Below are 17,743 nucleotides of genomic sequence, written 5' to 3' on the forward strand. Positions count from 1 at the left end.
CACGAAGGAAACAGTCATCACAAACCTATGCATCACCAGTTCACGATGCAGCGATGGTTTCCTATAGAGCGTTTGGGATGGCGTCAAGTTGATTTTCTTGGTGGGCGCTCTAAAAATGTCAATAAAAACAATGAATTAAAAATATGGTATTATAATACCGCATGAAAATGGCGCTGATACCAGGAATTCCGCGGCAAAGCTGCTCAATCCGCAGGCGGAATGGAATAGGTGCCGGTGGCATGGGCGACGATTTCTTCGCGCTCACCCGCGATCAGTTCAGCCTCAAAAACCATCAGGCGCCGCCCCAGTTTGAGGATGCGGCAATGACCATCCACCGTGCCGGCGCCGGCCTTGCGCATGAAGTTTATGTTGAGATTGGTGGTGACGGTGAGGGCTCTGCGACCGATATGAGAGAGGGCGCAGACATAGCCGCCTATGTCGGCGAGGGCGAAGAGCGAGGGACCGGAAACCGTGTCGCCGGGGCGCAGGTGCTGGTATCCGGCTTCCAGCCGCACCGTACAGCGCCCCGGGGAGATGCTGAGTGCGCGATAATCGGGAACCTCTCCGCTGCAGGCTTGCGGAAATACTTCGCGCAGATAGGAATTGACGTCTTCGGCGTTCATCACCGGTTGGAACCTTTGTCCACCGCTGCGTGCATCCATCAACCTTGTCCTCCCCATTTTGCCTGACTGGTGCTTTGCGAAGGCGACCAATCAGTGAGAGAATTGCCGGATTGCCGAAGCAACACAAGCGGCACTAAGGTGGCAGCGGATCTCACGCAGGGAGGAAGACCATGGCCGAAGCGGCTGCAGTTCAGGAGAGGATACAGGCACCAGTCGCTGTGAGCGAGGCCGATGGCATCCTGCAGCTGACGCTCGCCAGCCCGCCGGCCAATGCGCTGTCCATCGCCATGATGGAGGCGCTGAAAGGCGCTCTTGAACGCGCCCGCGACGATGAAGCGATACGGGTCATAGTTCTGCGCTCCGAAGGCAAGGTGTTTTGTGCCGGTCATGATCTGAAGGAAATGACGGCGCATCGCGCCGACGCGGACCGGGGCAGGGCGTTCTTCGAAAAGACCATGCTGTTGTGCTCCAGCCTGATGCAGACCATCGTGCGCAACCCCAAGCCTGTGATTGCCGAGGTGAGCGGGGTTGCCACCGCTGCTGGCTGTCAGCTTGTTGCCTCCTGCGACCTGGCCGTGGCCAGTGAATCAGCGCGGTTTGCAACGCCCGGTGTGAATATCGGCCTGTTCTGTTCGACGCCCATGGTCGCCCTGTCGCGCAATGTTTCGCGCAAACACGCAATGGAAATGCTGCTCACGGGAGAGATGATCGACGCGCAGACGGCGCTCTCATTCGGTCTCGTCAACCGCGTGGTGCCGGAGAACGAATTGAATCAGACTGCGATAAGTTTTGCACAAACCATTGCTTCCAAATCACCTTTGACGCTCAGGATCGGCAAGGAGGCGTTCTATGCGCAGGCCGAAATGGAGCTTTCGCAGGCCTATGACTACACGGTGCGGGTGATGGTGGAGAACATGATGGCACGCGATGCGGAAGAAGGTATTGGTGCCTTCATCGAGAAACGCAGGCCGGAATGGCAGGGCAAATAGAAAGGCCTGCTGGGGTCGGCAGGCAGACTGGCCGTGGCGGACGCCGCCCCCCAAGATTTCTTGTCAATCTTCGGTCCAGCAGATGTGCACCGGACATGCATCCGTATCGAAGGCTGGAATGTGCCGGACCCGCAGCGTGTTGAACGCAGTCGGGCACTCTTCGAGATTTGCCACGAACCTGTCATACCGCTGAATGGGCCCCCCGTTCCTCGAGGGATAGCGCAGGATAACAGAACCGTGCTTCTTTATGCTTGCCTGTATTTGCTGGCAGGTCAGACCTGCAGCCCATGTGCTGTTGTTTGGAAACAGCAAGACCATACCCACGATTGTGACCAACAGCTTTTGCATGGTTTCCCTTTCTGAGCATCGTTGCAAAGCCGCACCATCCCCGGTGAAAACGGCGTACCGGCGATGCGCGGCGGGAAGTAATGCCCGAGGTCAGTTGAGGGAAAAAGCTGATATAAACATAAATAAATAAAGGATTTTTTCTGTTTTTATGCATACCTTTCCGCCTTGCGCCAGCGTGTGGATCGGGACGCAAGCCTGTCTTTCTAAAACAGTCTAAGACAGTGCGAAATCTCAGTTGGAGTGAAGCCAGGGACGCCTGAAAAGCCGCTCCTTCATCTCCGGTTTGCAGCGCATTACCGGACAGGTCTCCCGGTCTGCCGTGGGAATGCTGGCGCGCGCGCCGATATGCCCAACGGGGCAAAGGCTTTCATGGGATACATAACGGTCATAGCGCGGCAGGTTCGGGTTGTTGCGCGACTGGTAACGCATGATGGCAGCACCTTCCGCCGCGATCCTCGCTTGCACCTCAGCGCAGCTCATGGCAGTTGACGTGTAACGGGATATGGCTTCGGCCGGGCTGACGATGAGCGTCGCTGCGACGGCAAGTGTTGCGTATCTCAACATGTTCTACCCCTGGTGTTCTGCTGGCTGGGATGAGCAGATACCTATCATGAAGCCTGTTTGCGCCAACAATGCGGTCGGTGGAATTTTCAAGATTGACCTGATGGGAAGCGGGCAATCGACGGAAAAAACGGCACTGGCGAACCGAATCTCTGGGAGCGACGATGAACCACGACAAATATGATGACGCTTATATTTCCGGTATATTGAATGCGGTAAAAACCGTCGCCATTGTCGGCGCATCCGCCAATGAGGTTCGACCGAGCTTCTTCGTCACCAAATATCTGATCGACAAGGGCTATACCGTGTTCCCTGTCAATCCGGGGCAGGCAGGCAAGGAGATTGCGGGGCGTCCGGTCGTTGCCCGTCTGGCAGATTTGTCCGGACCGGTCGACATGGTCGACATCTTCCGCCCTTCCGCCGCCATCCCCGGCGTGACTGATGAGATTTTGGCGATGAACCCGCTCCCAAAGGTCGTGTGGATGCAGCTCACCGTGCGCGATGATGCCTCGGCCGAAAGACTGGAAGAAAAGGGAATTCAGGTGGTGATGGACCGTTGCCCGAAGATCGAATATGCCCGGCTTTCACGCGAAATCGGCTGGAATGGCGTCAACAGCCGGGTCATTTCGTCAAAAAAGCCGATCATGCGCAAAGGTTTCCAGAGTTTCGGTATTCGCCAGCGCTGATTTTCCAGTGTGGAGCCGCCTATCGGGACAAAACGCCTTTTCCTGTGGGGGCTCGCTCTGTATTGATGCAGCCGATAATTATGCGTTTTTGGAGGAATAGTGATGAGTGAGCGTACGCCCGGTTTCGACACGCTGGCAGTGCATGCAGGGGCTCAGCCCGACCCGGCCACAGGCGCGCGCGCCACGCCGATCTACCAGACCACCTCCTATGTGTTCGACGATGCGGATCACGCGGCATCGCTTTTCGGGCTCAAGGCCTTCGGCAATATCTACACCCGCATCATGAACCCGACGCAGGCTGTTCTCGAAGAGCGCGTCGCGGCTCTGGAAGGTGGTACGGCGGCGCTTGCCACGGCGTCGGGCCATGCGGCACAGCTTCTCACCTTCCACACGATCATGAAGCCCGGCGCGAATTTCATTGCGGCCAAGAAACTTTACGGCGGGTCGATCAACCAGTTCGGCCATGCCTTCAAGAATTTCGACTGGCATGTGCGCTGGGCCGATCCGGAGGATCTCGACAGTTTCGAAAGCCAGATCGACGACGATACACAGGCGATCTTCGTCGAAAGCCTCGCCAATCCCGGCGGAACTTTTGTCGATCTGGAGAAGATCGGCGACATTGCCCGCAGGCACGGTCTGCCTTTCATCGTCGACAACACGATGGCCTCGCCTTATCTGCTGCGCCCCATTGAGCATGGCGCAGACATTGTCCTGCACTCTCTGACCAAATTCATGGGCGGCCATGGCAATTCCGTCGGCGGCGTTCTGGTCGATGGCGGCACGTTCGACTGGTCGAAATCGGGGAAATATCCGATGCTGTCCGAGCCGCGCCCGGAATATGGCGGCATGGTGTTGCACGAGACCTTCGGCAATTTTGCCTTTGCGATCGCCGCCCGCGTTCTGGGCCTTCGCGATTTCGGCCCGGCGATCTCGCCCTTCAACGCCTTCCAGATTCTCACCGGCATCGAGACGCTGGCGCTTCGCATGCAGCGCCACAGCGACAATGCGCTCAAGGTGGCCGAATGGCTGAAGGGGCACGACAAGGTGTCCTGGGTTTCCTATCCGGGCCTGCCCGACGATCCCAATCACGGCCTCATGAAGAAATACTCCCCCAAGGGCGCGGGTGCGGTCTTCACCTTTGGCCTTAAGGACGGCTTCGATGCGGGTGTGAAGGTGGTGGAGAGCGTGGAGCTCTTCTCGCATCTGGCCAATATCGGCGACACCAAATCCCTGATCATTCATCCGGCGTCCACCACGCATCGCCAGCTTTCCGATGAGCAAAAGGCTGCAGCTGGTGCAGGCGTCGATGTAATCCGTCTGTCGATCGGTATCGAGGATGTGGAAGACATCATTGCCGATCTGGAGCAGGCGCTGGCCCAGATCTGATCGGGCTAGCTTCTGAGAAATCGGAACGGCGCGGGCTTTCGGTCCGTGCCGTTTTATTTTTGCGGGATGGGCAGGGGCCCCTCCGTCTTCACGGTGCGCATGGAAAAGTTTGAACGAATGTCCTCCACCATCGGCAGTTCCAGGAGGACGTTGCTCAGAAGAACCTCGTAGGCGGCCAGATCCGGTACCACGATTTCAGCAATGAAATCCGGTGCGCCGGACACCATGTGGCAGGCCACCACCTCGGGGATGGCTTCAAGGGCCTTCTGGAGCCCGTCAGCGTTCGCCCGGTTGTGGCGGTTGACCTTGATCTCGGTGAAAACGGTGAGGCCGAGCGATACGGAACGGCGATTGATGATGGCGCGGTAGCCACGGATCACGCCCTCGCGCTCCAGCCGTTTTACACGCCTCAGACATGGCGAGGGCGAGAGGCCCACAAGGTCTGCAAGTTCGACATTTGTCAAACGCCCGTCCGCCTGCAGCGCACTCAGAATTCGCAGATCGATAGAATCCAGTGATATTGGCATGCATAAGCCATTTTGATTTTCCTGTTGGCAGTTTATGCCAATTTAGAGCGCTAAAGAAGACTATTTCGCAAGGACATGCGCGGCCTGCCGGAGCCAATATGCGCGCACTTCAGGAGTGCTACCCATGTCCACGCAGCTTTGGCTCACCTTCATCCTGGCTTCATTGCCAGTGCATTTTTCTCCCGGACCTAACAATATTCTCGCCCTCTCGCGGGCCATTCGAATGGGCTATTGGGCGGGCCATCTGGGCTCGCTTGGCCGCTATCCGGCCTATCTTCTTATCTTCCTTGCTGCAGGACTGGGCCTTGGCGCCGTGTTGAACACCTCGCCTCTCTTGTTCACGCTCATCAAATGGTGTGGCGCTTTTTACCTCGCCTATATGGGGTGCCGGCTGATCCGCTCGGCGCTCGAGATCTCGTCGGCGACGAATGCGGTTGAAAGCGGAAAAATTCTCGGCCTGATGCGGCGGGAATTCATCATTGCGATCATGAACCCGAAAGCCGTGATCTTTGCCACTGCCTTCTACGCGCAGTTCGTCACGCCGGGCCAGCCGGGCTTCGCTGTTTTGTTTGCCTCCATGGTGGCCGTTTCGCTGACACTCGAATGGATTGCTGCCGGTTTCTATTGCCTTTTCGGCGCCAGTCTGGGGCGTGCGGCAAACGGGAAAGGAATTCTCTCCTGGGTCACCCGTGGCCTGGGGGCAGTGCTGATTGGATTCAGTGTATTGCTCGCGGCAACATAGTGCACGGTCTCACGGAGCGCAGAGCCGTAGCTGCGTATTCCGTCACAGGAGCTCCTCAACCACAATTCTGGTTCTGTGGAGGCGCGTGCGCCCACTCGGCATTGAATTGGAGAGAGATGAACCTCCTTTGCGCCTCCCGCGGGAACGCAGGCATTTTGGCTGGCGGCGCCACCTGCGTCTATCGCCGTTTGAAATGAGATAAACGACACCCGCCGAGCATCTTGATACGCGCTTGCTCTTGCGTCAGGGGAAGGGGGCATCCTATTTATCCCCTTGAACCAAACGATTCTGCCGCTTTTGCGCGCGCCGGATTTGCGGCGTGCGACTTCCAACCGAAAGGTATATTCATGCCGAATCCCGTCGATACCGCCATGAATCTGGTGCCCATGGTCGTCGAGCAGACGAACCGGGGTGAACGGGCTTACGACATCTTCTCGCGCCTTCTCAAAGAGCGCATCATCTTCATCACCGGCCCGATCGAGGATGGCATGGCCTCGCTCGTATGCGCCCAGCTTCTGTTTCTTGAGGCCGATAACCCCAAGAAAGAAATTGCGCTTTATATCAATTCGCCGGGCGGTGTGGTGACCTCGGGGATGGCCATCTACGATACGATGCAGTTCATCCAGCCTCCGGTCTCGACGCTCTGCATCGGTCAGGCGGCGTCCATGGGCTCGCTGCTGTTGTGCGCCGGCCACAAGGATATGCGCTTTGCCACGCCCAATGCGCGCATCATGGTGCATCAGCCCTCCGGTGGCTTCCAGGGGCAGGCGTCCGATATTGAACGTCATGCGCAGGACATCATCAAGCTGAAGCGCCGTCTGAACGAAGTCTATGTGCAGCATACCGGCCAGGATTACGAGACGATCGAAAAGACGCTCGACCGTGACCACTTCATGACCTCGGACGAGGCACAGGAGTTCGGGCTGATCGACAAGGTGATCAGTTCACGCGAAGCGGTCGAGAAAGCTTCTGATTCCTGATATCCGGTCTGGCTTTCATCAACCACGGGCCCGGCCTGGCGCCGGGTGCGGCGCAATTCGGCATGCATTTGCGGTCGATTGCGTCAATTCTGTCACATTTTTGTGTTTGCAGCCGGTGTGTGAACGCCTACGTTAAGCCTATATTGAGTTTCCAGAGCCAAGGTCTGGTAAGGGGCTCGGTATGGTTGCCGCGTTTTCGGATTTGTGTTTCGTTTCGAAGACAGAGCGTGGACCGCTTGGGGGCTGTTCCGTCTTCAGGCGCCATGACCGCCCGGCAGGTACGGGGCGACATGCCGGTGGGTAGTGAAAGGACGTAAGACATGAGCAAGGCCAGCAACGGCAGCGGGGACTCCAAGAACACGCTGTACTGCTCCTTCTGCGGCAAGAGCCAGCACGAAGTCCGCAAACTGATTGCGGGACCGACTGTCTTCATCTGCGATGAGTGCGTTGAACTGTGCATGGACATCATCCGCGAGGAAAACAAATCCTCGATGGTGAAGTCGCGCGAGGGCGTGCCCACACCGCAGGAAATCATCGAAGTGCTTGACGATTATGTGATCGGCCAGAGCTATGCCAAACGCGTGCTCTCCGTGGCGGTCCACAATCACTACAAGCGCCTTGCCCACGCATCGAAGAATGCAGATGTGGAGTTGGCCAAGTCGAATATTCTGCTGATCGGCCCCACCGGCTGCGGCAAGACATTGCTGGCTCAGACGCTCGCCCGCATCATCGATGTACCGTTTACCATGGCCGATGCAACGACGCTTACCGAAGCTGGCTATGTTGGCGAGGATGTAGAGAACATCATTCTCAAGCTGCTCCAGTCGGCCGACTATAATGTCGAGCGGGCGCAGCGCGGCATCGTCTATATCGACGAGATCGACAAGATTTCGCGTAAATCCGACAATCCGTCGATCACGCGTGACGTGTCGGGCGAAGGTGTACAGCAGGCATTGCTGAAGATCATGGAAGGCACGGTCGCTTCGGTTCCTCCCCAGGGCGGTCGCAAGCATCCGCAGCAGGAATTCCTGCAAGTGGATACAGCCAACATCCTCTTCATCTGCGGCGGTGCATTTGCAGGCCTCGACAAGATCATTTCCGACCGTGGCCGCAAAACCTCCATCGGCTTCGGCGCGACGGTCGCGTCACCGGAGGATCGGCCTACGGGCGAGCTGTTCCGTCAGGTGGAGCCGGAAGACCTTCTGAAATTCGGTCTCATCCCTGAATTCGTTGGACGTCTGCCGGTGCTGGCGACGCTGGAAGATTTGGACGAGGCTGCTCTTGTTCAGATCTTGAGCGAGCCGAAGAATGCTTTGGTCAAGCAGTACCAGCGCCTGTTCGACATGGAGAATGTGGAACTGACCTTCCATGAAAACGCGCTTGCCGCGATTGCCCGCAAGGCGATCGAGCGCAAGACGGGTGCGCGCGGTTTGCGCTCAATCATGGAAGCGATCCTGCTCGACACCATGTTCGAGCTGCCGGCGCTGGAAGGCGTCCAGGAGGTTGTAATCTCTGACGAAGTCGTCGCCGGCAATGCCCGCCCGCTCTATATTTATGCAGAGCGCGAGCAGGAAAAGGGCAACGCCAGCGCCTGACGAATCGTCCGCGTTTGGAAGTGTGCGTGTTTGCGTCACCGAAGTCCGGCTTCGGTGACGTTCGCGTTTTTTGCAGCGTCGATATACCCCAAAACCACCGAATCGGGACGGTGACAGGCGGCAGGCTGTGTGTCCGGTCCACGCATCTTGCCCAGGCCCTTGATCTTCTCGGTTCATGTCTCCAACTAAGGGAGGAGTAAAGGTGGGGTGGTTTCCATACGGACATCGCGCAATTATGCGGTTGCTTCTGGTGGATAACGCTCTGGCCGGATAGACTGAAACCCGCGGCCGGCTCTCGAGCGGTCGCGGTTTGAAAAGGCTGAAACATGACTGATACCCCCAAGACCGCTGCTGGCACTGCTTTCCCCGTATTGCCGCTGCGCGATATCGTGGTGTTCCCGCATATGATCGTTCCGCTCTTTGTCGGCCGCGACAAGTCGATCAAGGCGCTGGAAGAGGTGATGGGTGCCGAGCGACAGATTCTGCTGGCAACGCAGATGAACGCCGCCGATGACGACCCGGAGCCAAGTGGCATTTATGATGTCGGTACGCTTGCCAATGTCCTGCAGCTTCTCAAATTGCCCGACGGCACGGTCAAGGTGCTCGTCGAGGGCACGTCGCGTGCGCGCATCGCGCAGTTCACCGACCGAGAGGAGTTCCATGAGGCGACCGCCGATCTGCTTCCCGAACCCGAAGAGGATCAGGTCGAGATCGAGGCCCTGGCACGGTCGGTCGTTTCCGATTTCGAGAATTACGTAAAGCTCAACAAGAAGATTTCGCCTGAAGTGGTGGGCGCCGCGACTCAGATCGAGGATTACTCGAAGCTGGCCGATACGGTCGCCTCGCATCTGGCCATCAAGATTCCTGAAAAGCAGGAAATGCTGGCGACGCTCTCCGTGCGTGAGCGGCTGGAAAAGGCCATGGGCTTCATGGAAGCCGAGATTTCCGTTCTGCAGGTGGAAAAGCGTATCCGTTCGCGCGTCAAGCGCCAGATGGAGAAGACCCAGCGCGAGTACTATCTGAATGAGCAGATGAAGGCCATTCAGAAGGAGCTCGGCGAGGGCGAGGACGGTCGCAATGAGGCCGCGGAACTGGAAGAGCGGATCAACAAAACCAAGCTCTCCAAGGAAGCGCGCGAAAAGGCGGAAGCCGAGCTGAAGAAGCTCAAGACCATGTCGCCCATGTCGGCCGAGGCCACGGTGGTCCGCAACTATCTCGACTGGCTGCTCTCCATTCCGTGGAAAAAGCCCAGCAAGATCAAGAACGACCTCGAGTTCGCCGAGAACGTGCTCGACACGGACCATTTCGGCCTCGAGAAGGTCAAGGAGCGTATTGTCGAGTATCTGGCTGTTCAGAGTCGTCAGAAGAAGCTCAAGGGCCCGATCCTGTGCCTCGTCGGACCGCCCGGCGTCGGCAAGACCTCGCTCGCCAAGTCCATCGCCAAGGCCACCGGACGTGAATATGTCCGCATGGCCCTCGGCGGCGTGCGCGACGAGGCAGAGATCCGCGGCCACCGGCGCACCTATATCGGCTCGATGCCTGGCAAGGTCGTCCAGTCGATGAAGAAGGCCAAGAAGTCCAACCCGCTCTTCCTGCTCGACGAGATCGACAAGATGGGCATGGATTTCCGTGGTGATCCGTCTTCGGCCCTGCTTGAGGTTCTCGACCCGGAGCAGAATTCGACCTTCATGGATCACTATCTCGAGGTGGAGTACGACCTGTCGAGCGTGATGTTTGTCACCACGGCCAACACGCTGAACATTCCGCCAGCGCTGATGGACCGCATGGAGATCATCCGCATCGCCGGCTACACCGAAGACGAGAAGGTGGAGATCGCCAAGCGCCACCTCCTGCCCAAGGCCGTGCGCGAGCATGCTCTGGAGGCGCACGAGTTCTCCGTGACCGATGGCGCGCTCCAGCAGATCATCCGCACCTACACGCGTGAGGCGGGTGTCCGCAACCTTGAGCGTGAGCTGATGAAGCTCGCCCGCAAGGCGGTGACGGAAATCCTGCGCAACGCAAAGAAGGACGGCGGCAAGGACAAGGTCGAAGTGACCGAGGACAACCTGTCGGATTATCTGGGCGTGCAGCGTTATCGCTTCGGACAGGCCGAGGGTGAGGACCAGGTTGGTGTCGTGACGGGTCTCGCCTGGACGGAAGTTGGTGGCGAGTTGCTCACCATCGAAGGTGTGATGATGCCCGGCAAGGGCAAGATGACGGTCACCGGCAATCTGCGCGACGTGATGAAGGAATCGATTTCGGCAGCGGCATCCTATGTCCGCTCGCGCGCCGTCGATTTCGGCATCGAGCCGCCTGTCTTCGACAAGAAGGACATCCACGTGCACGTTCCGGAAGGCGCCACCCCCAAGGATGGCCCGTCGGCAGGCGTCGCCATGGCAACGTCCATCGTGTCCATCATGACGGGTATCCCGGTGCGCAAGGACATCGCCATGACCGGCGAGATCACCCTGCGCGGTCGCGTGCTACCCATCGGCGGTCTGAAGGAAAAGCTTCTTGCCGCCCTGCGTGGTGGGATCAAGAAGGTGCTCATTCCGGAAGAGAACGCCAAGGATTTGGCCGACATTCCCGAGAATGTGAAAAACGGTCTCGAGATCGTGCCTGTGAGCCGTGTGGGCGAGGTTCTGGAACATGCACTCACACGCATGCCGGAGCCGATCGAATGGGTGGAGCCCGTGGAGCCTGCCGGAAAGGTCGCGGCAGGCGAGACGGAAGGGCAGACCATCGCTCACTGATTCCGTTCGCCGCGCCGGTTCAGCAAGAGCGTGTAACCGGTGCGGCGCAAGGGATTGAGGCATTTCCTTGCCGTATTTTCGGCAGAATCTTCAGAAGCCGGACATTTTGTCCGGCTTTTCTGTCGAAAACCGCAGAAAACGTGGGTTTTAGAGCGCTTGAAAGCATTTCGTGCTTGGTGGCGGCAACTGTTCTCCCTAGACTGCCTCGAGCCGAGTGAGTCGCATCACTTGGTCCTTATCAGGAAGGGGTAATTACATGAACAAGAACGAGCTCGTATCCGCAGTCGCAGAAGAGGCAGGCCTCTCCAAAGGCGACGCCCAGTCCGCGGTCGATGCGGTTTTCTCCGTGATCGAAGGCGAACTCAAAAAGGGTGGGGACGTGCGCCTCGTCGGCTTCGGCAACTTCTCCGTCTCGCGGCGTGAAGCCTCCACGGGCCGCAACCCGCAGACCGGTGCCACGGTTCAGATCCCGGCTCGCAACGTGCCGAAGTTCTCGGCCGGCAAGGGCCTCAAGGACGCGGTCAACAGCTGATCGCGCTCTTAACGGAATACAAGAAAAGCCGGGTTTCAACCCGGCTTTTCTTTTGAGGCAAAGTCGGGAGCGACGCCGGTGTCATTCTCCGGCGAGCCCCGGACGGGGAGACGGTCTATCCCGCCGTTCCGGTGCGCGTCTTTCGGCTCTCGAGGCTCATATGCAGAAGCGGATAGGGGCGTCCGGCGCCATCTCTCGGCGAGCGCGCCTTGATCTCGAAACCCATCTTCTTATAGAAGCCAAGCGCCTGCTCATTCTGCTCGTTGACATCCAGAGTGATATTTCTGCCGGCAATTGCGCGCGCATGCGCGATGAGACGCGCACCAAGGCCTGAGCCGCGCAAATCCGGATCCACGAAAAGACTGTCAATATGTTTTTGGCAAAGCCCCATGAAGGCGAGGGGCGAATCCTGATCATCGACCGCGACCCAAAGTTCCGCGCCCGGGAGATAGCTGCCGGCGACCTCAACCTCGATCGCCCGGAAATCTGATTCGGCAAGGAAATCATGTGTCGCACGGACTGACCGCCGCCAGATCTCCATCAGATCAACGAGGTCGTCTTTGCGGGATTTGCGAATCTTTGCCATGCATCTGTTCCGCGGCAGGAAGGCAAGTGTGCAGCCAGGCAGCACCCAGGAGTGAAGAAGCAGCAACACTTCGATAATGGGGAGGGAATGGTGGGCGATGACAGGCTCGAACTGCCGACATCTTCGGTGTAAACGAAGCGCTCTACCAACTGAGCTAATCGCCCATTCCAAGCGGATCGTTTAGGGGGTTCGCGCACGGATCGCAAGCAAAAAACGCCTTCTCCAACGCATATTGAACCAACATCAAGAAAGTTTCACAAACTGCAGATTGGCTGCTTGACACCACATCAAGAACCCCCTAATTCAGCGCTCATCGACGCGTTGCTGCTTCGGCACAACGCCTCAAGCGCGGGTGTAGCTCAGTTGGTTAGAGTGCCGGCCTGTCACGCCGGAGGTCGCGGGTTCGAGCCCCGTCACTCGCGCCACTTCTCATAAACATCGGGAAGTGGCGCTGGGAAAAAATCCCAGATCATTTTGTTTCGCTTCAAGAATTTCTCTGATGTCCTTCCGCAGCGCACGTGATCGCGTGAAAAACGGACGGCGTGCTCGGTCTTGCGCTCTCGCGCTCCTGCTTCAACGCGTAGCGGGGTTGTCAACGTATCGTTGCAGTGCGGAAAGGATCGACGCTCTGTGGCTCGTCACCTCGTTCTGCCACTCCCAGAAGATAGACGAACATGATCACAGCGGCGGCTGCCGGTGAAAGCAAAAGCGCTACGCGCAACACACACGAGAACAGCTTTGTAAGGCTCATGCCGAGAAAGATAATGCAGGAACTTTAATGGACCCTGCACGGAAGCGTTAACCAATGCTCATCGGGCTGCGAAAAAGAGGAGGCACCTGTTTCTCTTAACCTGCGTGATATCATTCGATACTAGACTGCTTCTCTAGTGTGGGGGCCTGAAGTGGTGCTGACGAAGATCGAAGCCAGCGAAGGAGCGCGCAGAGGATCAGTCTCGAAGATGATCCAGTCTGCATTTTTGCTGGGCGTTGTGATTTTTGGCACCTGTCTTTTTGGCATATACACCCGCCCGCTCGATTTTCTTGCAAATGTCTGGCCTGCCAACGCTGTGATGCTTGGCCTGCTTTTACGGTTCCCGACAACAGCAACGCCTTTGGGCTGGATTGCAGCCACCGCGGGATTCATCCTCGCTGATCTGATGACCGGCTCGCCGTGGGGTAAAGCGTTGATACTGACCGGTGCCAACCTCGCCGGGATCGGGGGAGCTTACGCGGTTTTGCGTCTGTATTCGCGTGAGGCCATCCGTCTTCAAACACCAGAATCGGTTCCACAACTCGTTTCCGCTATCGGTTTTGGCGCGTGCATGGCAGGTTTTGTCGGAGCGGTCGCCAATCCTGTGCTGTTCGGCGGCAGTGCCGTCGGGGGCTGGGCCTTCTGGTTCGTCACGGAATTTGCGAACTATGTGGCCATCCTTCCTGTCATTCTGACCATACGCCTGTTCTCATTCCCGCGAGGCATTTCGCTGAAACGGCTGGCTTATCTCGCACTGCCGGTGCTTGCTCTGCTTCTCAGCTGCTTTGCCAGTTTCGAGATCGGCGGGCCCGGAGCATTGGCATTTCCTGTGCCGGCCCTTCTGTGGGCAGCCATCGTCTACCCGCGCTTTGTGACCGTCCTTTTGACGTCGGCGTTCAGCTTCTGGAGTCTGATCGCTCTGTCGGCCGATCTCTTCAACTATATGGCCGGTGCATCCGCGGAAAACGCGTTGATATCGATGCGTCTGGGAGTGAGCTTGATTACCCTGGCCCCTCTCATGCTCGCCAGCGCCATGGCGAAGCAAAAGGATCTGATTGCGCAACTCTCGCATCTCGCACGGCACGACCCCTTGTCCTGCCTCCTCAATCGGCGTGCATTTGGTGAGGAGGCGCAGAAGCTTGCTCGGTACTGCGCCAAACAGAGCCATCCATATTCGGCGCTTATGCTCGATATCGATCACTTCAAGTCCATCAACGACCGCTTCGGCCACGCAACCGGTGATCAGGTGATCTCGATTGCAGCAGAAAAGATCTCTGCGTGCCTGCGGTCTGCCGATATTATCGGGCGGGTAGGGGGCGAGGAATTCGCCATCCTTCTCCCAAAATGCACGCGCGAGCAGGCCCTTGAGATCGCCGAAAGGATACGGCGCGCTTTTGCGCAAGCGCAGGTGACGCCAGACAACAGAGCTCCGATTAGTGTCACTGTGAGCGTCGGCTTGGCTGCCTCACATGATGGCTCGGCTGATGTCGAAGCCCTTATGGAAGAAGCCGACAAGGCGCTCTATCGTGCAAAGCATCTCGGGCGCAACCGTTCCGAGATACATGATCAGACGCCGGGCTGGAGGCCCGCATAAGTCCTTTTCCGCCTTGGTGTGGCAGGAAGAGGTTCAACGATGGTGGCGAATTTCCTCACAGGCGCTGTTGCATTGTGTGCCGGACAACACCATATCCTGTCGAGCGGCGGTTGAACCGGCGTGGGACGTCCTGCAGGATATGTGGCGAGGTTCCCCGGACATTCGCTGTATTCGATCCGAACGACCCTGTGGTGACCATGAAGGTACCGGCACCCAGATGGCTCTCGGGAACGAAGGAAGCGGGCCGAGGCCCGCTTTTTTGTTTTTGAGCACGTCAAAGACATGCACTCAGAGGCTAAAGGCCAAGCAGGGCCTTGGCTTCCTCCAGGCTCGACATCGATGCGTCGTGATCGCCGGCCTTGTGTTGCTCCTCCCCCATTGCCCGCAGTTCTTTCACACGAGCGCTGTCACTCTCGGAGAGCGAGGCTGTCTGCATGGCCTGATCGATTTCGCTCATCAGGCTGGGGCAGAAATGCGCAAGGGCCGCCGCCGGCCACAGGCCGATCAGCGCTACAACAAGTGCATAGGGTTTCATGTCTTCCTCCACGTGGCCGCATGTTGCATATGTCAGGCATTCTATACGACTGGTCATGCGGCTATGCAGGCGATCTTACACCTCTTCCGCGTCAGACACCAATCGGAACGAAACGGCTCCCGCCGATGAGCCATGCAGAGCACAAAGACAAAAAAAGCCCCGCAATTTCAATTGCGGGGCAGGTGGCTGCACATTCTGCTTGGGAGCTATTGTACGAGCACCGGGCGTTTGCAGCGGACGCCGGTGACCCTTACATCGGCTTCGCCGATCTTCACACCGGCCAGCGCCAGCACATTGTAAAGGAGTTCGTCTATAGGGTCGGAAAGGCTGGAGAGGAGCGTCTTAACCGTCCCTTTCACAAGCGAATTGTTCAAAAGCGTTCCGCCGAGCACCGATCCGCCCAGAACCTCTACGTCGAGATGGAGATTGTTCAGCAGCGAGCTGGTTGTCGAGCCGAGAACATCCCGGGTCGAAACGGTTCGGATGCGCCCCTGCTGGATATCCGAACTTGAGAATCTCAACCGGCTCGTTTCCATGTTCTGCGTTTCAACATGCGCCTGACCGTTGACGGATACACTCAGCACACCTCCGACGTCGATCATCTTGGCGGGCGTCACGCGCGCTTGATCTGAAAAGGTCGACAGGGCACGGTCATCGACCTCGCCCAGCGCGATCTCCAGCAGACCTGGCATCGCGTCAACGGAGACGCTGCCTCTGTTTGGTTGCGAGGGGCTGCACTGGATGTCGGCGAGGCGTGCCTCCGCGTGTGCGACTTCCACATAGAGCGGGATACGCAATTTCGTCTTCAGGACCACCAGGTCAATGCCGACCTCAAAAGTGACCTTCAGGCGCGTTTGCGCGGTGCGTACAGCCGTCCCTATCGGCGCTAACGCATGACTGGGCGTCCCGGCAGGCGGTTCGCCTATTGCAAGCTTGACCGAAAGGTTGCTGAGGGGAGGCAGCGCCAAGCCGGTGTCGACGGCAACCTGATTGTCTCCATTGGCAAGGGCAGCAGCCATCGTAATCATTTCGAGCGCCGAAATTCTCATCTCCCACGGAGCATTTGTCGCAATGCTCAGCGGACCGATGGAATCGAGATTCAGAAGCTGCTCCAGCCTGATCGAGTTGTTGTTTTTCGAGGTTGCCGTTTCGAGCGTTTTCAGAACGCTCTGAACCGTTGGCTGAACGCCACTTGTCAGGCGCATCGTCGACAACAATTCAGGTAGCGAAAGGTCAGTTTCGAGTATCTGGCTGTATGTCAGGCCTGTCAGGTCGAGGCGTGTTGCCAGGGTCTGCATGAAAGACAGAAGATCGATGTCGGTGTCGAGCAGTCCCTCATAGTCCATCGCTTTCAGCGAGATCGTCGTTCCGAGAAGCCCCCCGAGCAGTCCGTTGAGTATGCCGTGATTGAGGCTTGCAAGCCGCGACCCTACCGAGAAGCCTGCGAGTTTCTCCGCCGAGGCGGTGCCGACCGCAGACAATTCGGGCGGGTCTGCGAACATGGCGCCGAAATAGAGGTCTCCGCGCTTTCTGATCGTCACCCTTGCGGCATCGGGCGAGGTTTCCATCTCCACGAAACGCAGGTTTGTAGAGATGGAAGGGTCTGGGTAGTAACGCCCGCGGACAAGGCGTGCGATACCTCGCTTTTCCTGCTCAATATATTGGTCGGCGGACAGATAGCGTCCGTCAAGCAAAAGACCTTCATCCGTCTCCACGGCGATCTCTTGCTTGTTGAGTGAGAAAAACTGGGCGACAGCTTTCTCTGCCCTTGTAATGTCCGCAGCAGCAACGATCGAAGCGAGATCAGCGGTCTTCTGAAGTTTTCTGTCTTGTAAAGTAAGGTTGCCGTAATCCACGGCCAACGCCACGCACCCAATCATGACGGGCACGAACAGCGCGAAAAGTGTTGCGACATTTGCCCGGCGATCCTCGGCGAACCTGCTGATAAACGCAAAGCGGGTTCCGGGCATGTCAAAGCCCCCCAAGCCGGATCGTTGAATACCCTACTATTTTCTTGTCGGGCATTGCGTATGAGTAAAGTGACCATATAGGCAGGTCGCCGGCATCGTATTCGACGGAAACGGTAAACTGGTTAGGGTTGCCAGCATCGTCCGCCACTTGAACGTCGAACTTCTGCGCGTCGATGAACGGGTGATCGGTCATCGATCTTTGGATGTAGTCTCGCGCCAGCGTTTGCCTTTCTGTCTGAGAAAGCCCCGCGACTGCAACACGAGCGGCGTCAGCACTGACCTGTTGAACGGAATGGGCAGCGCTTAGATAGATTCCGTAAGCAATCATCGAAAAAACGGTGAGAAAAAACACCGGCGCAATAATGGCGAATTCTAGCGCTGCTGTGCCGTCTGATCGGTGGAGAAATTTTACGAAATATCTTCTGTCCATTTTCAGTACTCCCAAGCCCGTAAGCAGGATTGATGAGCAGAAATAAACAAAGATTAAACAAGAGAGGTGGTCTTTAATACTGTAGATTGTGCTTGATCGGTTGTGTTTTTTTTAGAAGCAACCGCTGATTTGCAGTCATGTCTTTTCTTGAAAAC

General features: G+C 57.6%; 18 protein-coding genes and 2 tRNA genes. 10 read left to right on the forward strand and 10 right to left on the reverse strand.

Translation table 11 applies throughout. The annotated features are described in order from the left end of the window. Positions 1-203: 203 nt before the first annotated feature. The gene (locus tag AC2CHD_RS00215; protein WP_484552173.1) at positions 204-662 is read right to left on the reverse strand and encodes a PaaI family thioesterase; all 459 of its coding nucleotides are present in this window, start codon (positions 660-662) and stop codon (positions 204-206) included. A 131-nt stretch (positions 663-793) separates the two neighbouring features. Here AC2CHD_RS00215 and AC2CHD_RS00220 point away from each other — a divergent pair, with 131 nt between their 5' ends. Continuing rightward, positions 794-1,612: an enoyl-CoA hydratase gene (locus AC2CHD_RS00220; RefSeq protein WP_484552174.1), complete on the forward strand. Its 819-nt coding sequence runs from the start codon at positions 794-796 to the stop codon at positions 1,610-1,612. A 181-nt stretch (positions 1,613-1,793) separates the two neighbouring features. On the opposite strand, the gene AC2CHD_RS00225 is transcribed toward AC2CHD_RS00220, so the two are convergent. Next, positions 1,794-2,114 carry a hypothetical protein gene (locus tag AC2CHD_RS00225; RefSeq protein WP_484552175.1) on the reverse strand — a complete coding sequence of 107 codons (321 nt, stop codon included), beginning with the start codon at positions 2,112-2,114 and terminating at the stop codon, positions 1,794-1,796. Between the two features lie 77 nt (positions 2,115-2,191). After that, positions 2,192-2,524, reverse strand: a complete 333-nt coding sequence (locus tag AC2CHD_RS00230) for a hypothetical protein (RefSeq protein ID WP_484552176.1) — start codon at positions 2,522-2,524, stop codon at positions 2,192-2,194. 161 nt (positions 2,525-2,685) lie between these two features. On the opposite strand from AC2CHD_RS00230, the gene AC2CHD_RS00235 reads away from it, so the two are divergent. After that, on the forward strand, positions 2,686-3,207 hold the full coding sequence (locus AC2CHD_RS00235) for a CoA-binding protein (RefSeq protein WP_484552177.1): 522 nt from the start codon (positions 2,686-2,688) through the stop codon (positions 3,205-3,207). Positions 3,208-3,309: 102 nt separating this feature from the next. Then, positions 3,310-4,593 (forward strand): O-acetylhomoserine aminocarboxypropyltransferase, encoded by a 1,284-nt coding sequence (locus AC2CHD_RS00240; protein WP_484552178.1) that lies wholly within the window; start codon positions 3,310-3,312, stop codon positions 4,591-4,593. 53 nt (positions 4,594-4,646) lie between these two features. Here the strand turns inward: AC2CHD_RS00240 and AC2CHD_RS00245 are convergent, their stop codons facing one another. Further along, on the reverse strand, positions 4,647-5,120 hold the full coding sequence (locus tag AC2CHD_RS00245) for an Lrp/AsnC family transcriptional regulator (RefSeq protein WP_229447140.1): 474 nt from the start codon (positions 5,118-5,120) through the stop codon (positions 4,647-4,649). 124 nt (positions 5,121-5,244) lie between these two features. Here AC2CHD_RS00245 and AC2CHD_RS00250 point away from each other — a divergent pair, with 124 nt between their 5' ends. From AC2CHD_RS00250 to hupB, 5 genes are all read left to right on the forward strand, one after another. Next, complete coding sequence (locus AC2CHD_RS00250) at positions 5,245-5,862, forward strand: LysE family translocator (protein ID WP_484552179.1); 618 nt, start codon at positions 5,245-5,247, stop codon at positions 5,860-5,862. Positions 5,863-6,209: 347 nt separating this feature from the next. Continuing rightward, positions 6,210-6,842 (forward strand): ATP-dependent Clp protease proteolytic subunit, encoded by a 633-nt coding sequence (locus AC2CHD_RS00255; protein WP_229447138.1) that lies wholly within the window; start codon positions 6,210-6,212, stop codon positions 6,840-6,842. 320 nt (positions 6,843-7,162) lie between these two features. After that, the gene (clpX, locus tag AC2CHD_RS00260; RefSeq protein ID WP_229447137.1) at positions 7,163-8,437 is read left to right on the forward strand and encodes an ATP-dependent Clp protease ATP-binding subunit ClpX; all 1,275 of its coding nucleotides are present in this window, start codon (positions 7,163-7,165) and stop codon (positions 8,435-8,437) included. Positions 8,438-8,763: 326 nt separating this feature from the next. Continuing rightward, positions 8,764-11,190, forward strand: coding sequence for an endopeptidase La (lon, locus tag AC2CHD_RS00265; RefSeq protein ID WP_229447136.1), 2,427 nt, complete (start codon positions 8,764-8,766; stop codon positions 11,188-11,190). Between the two features lie 256 nt (positions 11,191-11,446). After that, positions 11,447-11,722 carry a DNA-binding protein HupB gene (gene hupB / locus AC2CHD_RS00270; RefSeq protein ID WP_223020414.1) on the forward strand — a complete coding sequence of 92 codons (276 nt, stop codon included), beginning with the start codon at positions 11,447-11,449 and terminating at the stop codon, positions 11,720-11,722. Positions 11,723-11,837: 115 nt separating this feature from the next. On the opposite strand, the gene AC2CHD_RS00275 is transcribed toward hupB, so the two are convergent. Beyond that, positions 11,838-12,308: an acetyltransferase gene (locus AC2CHD_RS00275; protein WP_484552180.1), complete on the reverse strand. Its 471-nt coding sequence runs from the start codon at positions 12,306-12,308 to the stop codon at positions 11,838-11,840. A gap of 88 nt (positions 12,309-12,396) precedes the next feature. Beyond that, positions 12,397-12,472 (reverse strand) — tRNA-Val (locus AC2CHD_RS00280). Between the two features lie 184 nt (positions 12,473-12,656). Here AC2CHD_RS00280 and AC2CHD_RS00285 point away from each other — a divergent pair. Next, positions 12,657-12,733, forward strand: a tRNA-Asp gene (locus AC2CHD_RS00285). Positions 12,734-12,900: 167 nt separating this feature from the next. Here AC2CHD_RS00285 and AC2CHD_RS00290 read toward each other — a convergent pair. After that, positions 12,901-13,059: a hypothetical protein gene (locus tag AC2CHD_RS00290; RefSeq protein ID WP_484552181.1), complete on the reverse strand. Its 159-nt coding sequence runs from the start codon at positions 13,057-13,059 to the stop codon at positions 12,901-12,903. Positions 13,060-13,213: 154 nt separating this feature from the next. On the opposite strand from AC2CHD_RS00290, the gene AC2CHD_RS00295 reads away from it, so the two are divergent. Beyond that, the gene (locus AC2CHD_RS00295) at positions 13,214-14,653 is read left to right on the forward strand and encodes a GGDEF domain-containing protein (RefSeq protein ID WP_484552182.1); all 1,440 of its coding nucleotides are present in this window, start codon (positions 13,214-13,216) and stop codon (positions 14,651-14,653) included. A gap of 295 nt (positions 14,654-14,948) precedes the next feature. Here AC2CHD_RS00295 and AC2CHD_RS00300 read toward each other — a convergent pair whose 3' ends face one another. The 3 genes from AC2CHD_RS00300 to AC2CHD_RS00310 form a co-directional block, all read right to left on the reverse strand. Beyond that, complete coding sequence (locus tag AC2CHD_RS00300; RefSeq protein ID WP_484552183.1) at positions 14,949-15,188, reverse strand: hypothetical protein; 240 nt, start codon at positions 15,186-15,188, stop codon at positions 14,949-14,951. A gap of 206 nt (positions 15,189-15,394) precedes the next feature. Then, positions 15,395-17,158, reverse strand: a complete 1,764-nt coding sequence (locus tag AC2CHD_RS00305) for a pilus assembly protein TadG-related protein (RefSeq protein ID WP_484552184.1) — start codon at positions 17,156-17,158, stop codon at positions 15,395-15,397. Between the two features lies 1 nt (position 17,159). Further along, on the reverse strand, positions 17,160-17,588 hold the full coding sequence (locus AC2CHD_RS00310; RefSeq protein ID WP_229447131.1) for a TadE/TadG family type IV pilus assembly protein: 429 nt from the start codon (positions 17,586-17,588) through the stop codon (positions 17,160-17,162). Positions 17,589-17,743: the final 155 nt, after the last annotated feature.

The organism is Nitratireductor sp. ATLC21, from assembly GCF_057196525.1.